This is a genomic window from Brochothrix sp. (assembly GCF_017549435.1).
GTDB classification, from domain to species: Bacteria; Bacillota; Bacilli; order Lactobacillales; family Listeriaceae; genus Brochothrix; species Brochothrix thermosphacta.
This window is the reverse complement of the sequence record NZ_JAFYUW010000099.1, coordinates 1-5,355: the sequence shown is the minus strand read 5'-3', so window position 1 is coordinate 5,355 and position 5,355 is coordinate 1. Positions and strand designations below refer to the sequence as shown.

General features: G+C 36.3%; 4 protein-coding genes and 1 pseudogene. 1 reads left to right on the top strand and 4 read right to left on the bottom strand.

Annotated elements, in window-relative coordinates; all coding sequences use genetic code 11:
* The 3 genes from argJ to uvrC form a co-directional block, all read right to left on the bottom strand.
* A partial coding sequence (argJ, locus tag IKV95_RS06525) for a bifunctional ornithine acetyltransferase/N-acetylglutamate synthase (protein WP_287451543.1) occupies positions 1 to 822 on the bottom strand: 822 nt, incomplete at its 3' end.
* A 15-nt stretch (positions 823 to 837) separates the two neighbouring features.
* A complete protein-coding gene (gene argC, locus IKV95_RS06520; protein ID WP_069125679.1) occupies positions 838 to 1,863 on the bottom strand; it encodes an N-acetyl-gamma-glutamyl-phosphate reductase in 1,026 nt (341 codons plus the stop codon).
* Between the two features lie 159 nt (positions 1,864 to 2,022).
* A complete protein-coding gene (gene uvrC / locus IKV95_RS06515) occupies positions 2,023 to 3,795 on the bottom strand; it encodes an excinuclease ABC subunit UvrC (RefSeq protein WP_069118550.1) in 1,773 nt (590 codons plus the stop codon).
* A 172-nt stretch (positions 3,796 to 3,967) separates the two neighbouring features.
* Here uvrC and IKV95_RS06510 point away from each other — a divergent pair, with 172 nt between their 5' ends.
* Entirely contained in the window at positions 3,968 to 4,954 is a 987-nt protein-coding gene (locus IKV95_RS06510; protein ID WP_029092396.1) for a hypothetical protein, read from the top strand.
* A 160-nt stretch (positions 4,955 to 5,114) separates the two neighbouring features.
* Here IKV95_RS06510 and IKV95_RS06505 read toward each other — a convergent pair.
* A pseudogene (locus IKV95_RS06505) lies at positions 5,115 to 5,355 on the bottom strand (hypothetical protein); the annotation flags it as partial.

The following is a 5,355-nucleotide window of genomic DNA, read 5'->3' as shown; positions in this document are numbered from 1 at the left end:
TGCCCCTTCACCATCTTCAGCTACTTTTTTCGATAACACTGTGCAGACATATAATAACGCTTCTTTAAAGAGAGTCATTTCAGGATGATGTGCTGAAATAGGCTTATTACCTGCCATCCCGTTTGCCATTACCAATACCATATCATTTGTTGAGGTATCACCATCAATCGTAATTTGATTAAAAGAGGCCTCGATGGTTTGACGTAACAACTTATCTAAATAGGCACCTTCTATCGCTGCATCCGTTGTGATAAAACCAAGCAAGGTTGCCATATTTGGATTAATCATCCCGCTGCCTTTTGCTGCTCCTGCAATTGTAACGCGTTGCCCATCAAGTTGGATTGTAATGCACACGTCTTTAATTGTTTTATCAGTAGTCAAAATTGCTTCTTGGAATCCTTTACCATTGCTCAGTTGCTCATCTAATTGGGCGATTCCATCTAGTACAAGAGGCATATTCAAAGGCACTCCAATAACGCCGGTTGATGCAACCGTCACATACTCTTCTGGCACGTTAATTTTTTTTGCAGTCGCAAGACGCATTGCATAGGCATCTGCTAAGCCTTGTTTACCTGTACACGTATTTGCGTTGCCACTATTAACAATCAACACTTGTGTTTCAGCGGAGCTCGCAAGGCTATCTTGTGTTACCGTAATTGGCGCTCCTTTAAAACTATTCTGTGTATACACTGCCGCCGTTTGTGCAGGCACTTCCGAATATATTAAGCCAATATCCTTTTTCATCCGTTTTAACCCTGCATGTAACCCATCTGCATAAAAACCTTTTGGTGTTGCTATATGACCCTCATGTACTAAGTTCATCTGCTCCCTCTTTTCTTATGTAAACATCGGGACAATCGGTAAACCTAAGGTTTCATCCCAGCCCTGACTGATATTTAAATTTTGTACCGCTTGTCCTGCTGCGCCTTTTAAAAGATTATCTATCACAGTGACAACTGTCAGACGACCTGTTCGTTCATCTTTATGCCAACCAATATCACAATAATTACTCCCAATTACTTGTTGAATGGTAGGAATCTTTTCACCCGATAATCTAATGAACGGATCAGTAGCATACCGGTCTTGATATATTTTTTTTATCGCTGATGTGCTTAAAGTTGTCGTCACATACATTACCGCCATTAATCCTCTTGCAATCGGAAGCAATTGTGTGGTCATTGTTAGTGGATCAACTGCTTCATTCACCCAACCTAATTGTTGTTCAATTTCGGGTAGATGCTGATGCGCATTCATCTTATATGGCTGTAGATTATCATGTGTTTGCATAAAATGCGTGGCTTCTGATAAGGCTTTTCCAGCACCTGAAACACCTGATTTTGCGTCAATAATTACTGATGGAATGTCTAATTTCTCATAGAGAGGTGTAAGTCCTAATAAAATAGCAGTAGCATAACACCCAGGATTTGAAATAAGCATTGCACCCTGTAATTTATCATGATGCCATTCGCTTAAACCATAAACAGCTTGATTGATCAACTCTTGTGATGCAGCTTCATTTTGATACCATTTTTCATAGTCTTCACGCTTTTCTAAGCGCAAATCACCTGATAGGTCAATCACTTGGATTTTTTTCAAATCCAACTGCGGAATTAAATCTTTTGCAATGCCTGCTGGTGTGGCAAAAAAGACAACATCAGCTTCCTTTGAAATTTTAACTGGCTCAAATGGTTCGACTGCTAAATCATAAGGTGTCTGTTGCACCAGTGGATAAATAGTGGATAATAATTCGTTGTCACCTCGTAAACTATGCAGTGAATTTAATGTCAGTTGAGGGTGTTGACTAATCAAACGGATTAATTCCAAGCCACCATAACCTGTTGCTCCAACAATTGCTACTTTCACATGACCCCTCCTAAAAAAGAATATACCTTAGTATAACTATGCATAATTATAAAGTCAAGTTACATATTTATACATTATTCAGAATAGGCTGATTTTGGTTATTTTGTATAAAAAAAGACAACAAACTTGTATACATCTACAAATTTGTTGCCTACTTATTTATTGATTAAGCTGTATTTTCAAACGTTCCACTGCTGCTTGTGGTATCCCAATTTTTGTAAACTCTTCATTAGGCGCTTCTTTCATTTTTTGAATAGAACCAAAATGTTTTAATAATTTTTGTTTACGTTTAGGTCCAATACCCTCTATTCCATCTAGTTTTGAACTAAAACTGTTTTTACTGTGCAATTTTCGATGGAACGTTATTGCAAAACGATGGACTTCATCTTGAATACGTTGCAATAGATAGAAGCTTTCTGAACGTGGATTTAAATACATTGCATCTAGCGGATCACCGAACACTAGATAACTAGTGTTATGCTTATCATCTTTCGCCATTCCTGCAACAGGTACATCAATTCCTAATTCATTTTGCAAAACATCTTTGGCAACATCTACCTGCCCTTTACCACCATCAATTAAAATTAAATCAGGCATCGGTAATTGTTCCTTTAAAACTCGCCAATAGCGGCGTCGTACAACTTCACGCATTGTTGCATAATCATCAGGTCCATCAACTGTTTTCACTTTATATTTACGGTATTTAGAACGTGAAGGTCGCCCATCTTCAAAACAGACCATCGCTGAAACAGGATCTGTCCCTTGAATATTTGAGTTATCAAATGCTTCAATTAAACGTGGCGTGGGGATTGACATGGCTTCGCCCAATTCTTCAACCGCACCAATTGTTCGCTCATCATTACGAGCAATCAATGAGAATTTTTGTTTTAATGCAATACTGGCATTTTCATGCGCTAATACCGTTAAATCTTTCTTTTTACCACGACGTGGAACCAAACATGGCACTTCTAACAATTCTTCAATCAATTCATTTTCAACAGAATCCGGTAAAAATATTTCTTGAGGTAACAAATGATTGGCACGTTTATAAAACTGTGCGATGTACGAAGTAAACTCATCAGCAGCTTCATCATAAATCGGAAAGAGCGACACATCACGTTCAATCAATTTACCCTGACGCACAAAGAAAACTTGTACACACATCCAGCCTTTATCAACCGCATAACCAAATACATCACGATCTGTAAAATCGTTCGATGTCATTGTTTGTTTTTGAATAGTCATTTCAATGCTCTCCACTTGATCACGGTATTCTGCAGCTTTTTCAAAATCAAGTGTTTCAGCTGCTGCAGCCATCTTCGTTTGCAACTGTTTGACGACAGCTTGATGACCACCATTTAAAAATTTAGCAATCTTCACAATCATATCGTTATATGTGGCAGTCGATACGGTGTTTACACAAGGACCTAAGCATTGGCCCAAGTGATAATATAAACAAGGACGTCCCGGTATTGCCTTACATTTTCTCAATGGATACAACTTATCAAGAATTTTTTTTGTTTCATTAGCTGCCGATACATTCGGATAAGGTCCAAAATATTTACCTTTATCGTTCAATATTTTTCGAGTAATGACTAAACGTGGGTGACGTTCATTCGTAATCTTAATATACGGATAGGTTTTATCATCTTTCAACATAATATTATATTTCGGATCATGTTTTTTTATTAAATTGATTTCTAACAATAAAGCCTCAACATTTGATTGTGTAACGATATATTCAAAATCAACAATATCAGCAACTAAACGTTGTGTTTTACCATTATGAGTACCTGTAAAATATGAACGCACGCGATTTTTAAGTATTTTGGCCTTCCCAACATAAATAATCGTACCGTTGGAATCCTTCATTAGATAACAGCCTGGTAAATCTGGTAAAAATTCTAATTTATGTTTTATTAATTCATTCATGGCTAAACACTCCTATATTACAAAGTATACTCACAGTTGGTTACTGTCGCAACTATAGAGACTGTCACTTCTTTTTCGATTAAATGATTTTTTTGATATGATTAGCTTGCAACCGTTCAGAGTCTGTAAGATAATGACTATAATAAACAAAAATAGAAAAGAGGCTTTCCTCATGAACGACATCCTCTCATTCCAAACGAACGCTCCCGTTGATCGTCAACTGGTGTGGCGCTCAATTTGTGAGACCTATATACAGCATTATCTCGAGCAGGATGATGATTTTTTAACATATTCCGATTATCTCGAACCATTTTCTGATGAAACTTTAAACTCTTTATTATCAACATTATTAGCCAGCTATTTTTCTGAGCATGCGATGGGTAAAATTATCTATGAACAAATTGTCAGTGGTTTGAAAATCCCTGAATATCAGATAGAACGTGTTGCTCATTGGTTTGATGACAGTGTCATCAGCTTATTTGATGTGCTAGAACAAACACCTGAAAATAACTGGTTGATCTACAATCACCTTGATACAAACGAATACCTCGTTAATCATCGCACATTAAACGGTTTATCACTATACAATGATAAACAATTAGACCAATTGTTTCATATGACACTTGTAAGAGAAAAAAATTATTATTATGCGCTTGAAAATACGATAACTTTAGGGACTGCGGAAGAACGTTTAATTTTTTCACTTTTAAATGCCGCACCACATACGGGATTAAACCCTGCTTTAACTAAGCAACAACAACTATTTTTCAATTTAACGTTTACACTTGATTTCCATCTAGAAAATGATAGTGATGATATAAAAAGTTTTATTGATAATGGTTTGCTTAAATATGAAGCATTATTGTTATTAGAAAATGAATTTCAACATTATTCATCTGATGAAGAACAACATGTTGCTCGCCATTTATTAGGAGAAGTTTTTCAACAAATGACGACATCGTCTGAGCTAAAAAATGCTAATATTAACTCTCTTGCAGCAGCCGTCACTTATTTACTACAACAAGAACCGTTCCTATTTGGTGCGCATGAAACACAAAACCAAGTCGCTCAACGCTACAACGTTTCAATTTCAACCATTCGCAAATGGTATCGCTTTTTGAAAAATGAATTGAGCCCCTTTATCGACTCTTATCAGTAACTACTATCATCGTTGCAAATTTATTTGCTTAATAATACCATTTCTTAAGGACATTCAGTTACATCACTGAGTGTCCTTTTTCGATACTATCTTTTTCTGCACAAAAAAGAGCAATGTTGATGACATTGCTCAAAATTGAAAATAACACTGTAGTAAGAGCTTAATGAATCCCTGTTTTACGAACAGCTTTATCATATAGTTGGTACGTTTTGTCATCTTTAATTGTCGCGTTAGTACTTGCTTCAATTGCTAATGTTGAATTTGCACCACTGACTAACACTCCACCATCCGTTTGTTTATAAGCGATAAATAGATACAACTTTTCTTTTTGTGGCAAGCGATCATGTTCAAATAACATTAACTTATCACCTTCGCGACTAATACCACCGGACTTTATAATT

Bases quoted from the DNA above. Each gene is read 5' to 3' on its own strand.
- uvrC (WP_069118550.1), bottom strand. From the start codon at position 3,795: ATGAATGAATTAATAAAACATAAATTAGAATTTTTACCAGATTTACCA.
- IKV95_RS06510 (WP_029092396.1), top strand. From the start codon at position 3,968: ATGAACGACATCCTCTCATTCCAAACGAACGCTCCCGTTGATCGTCAA.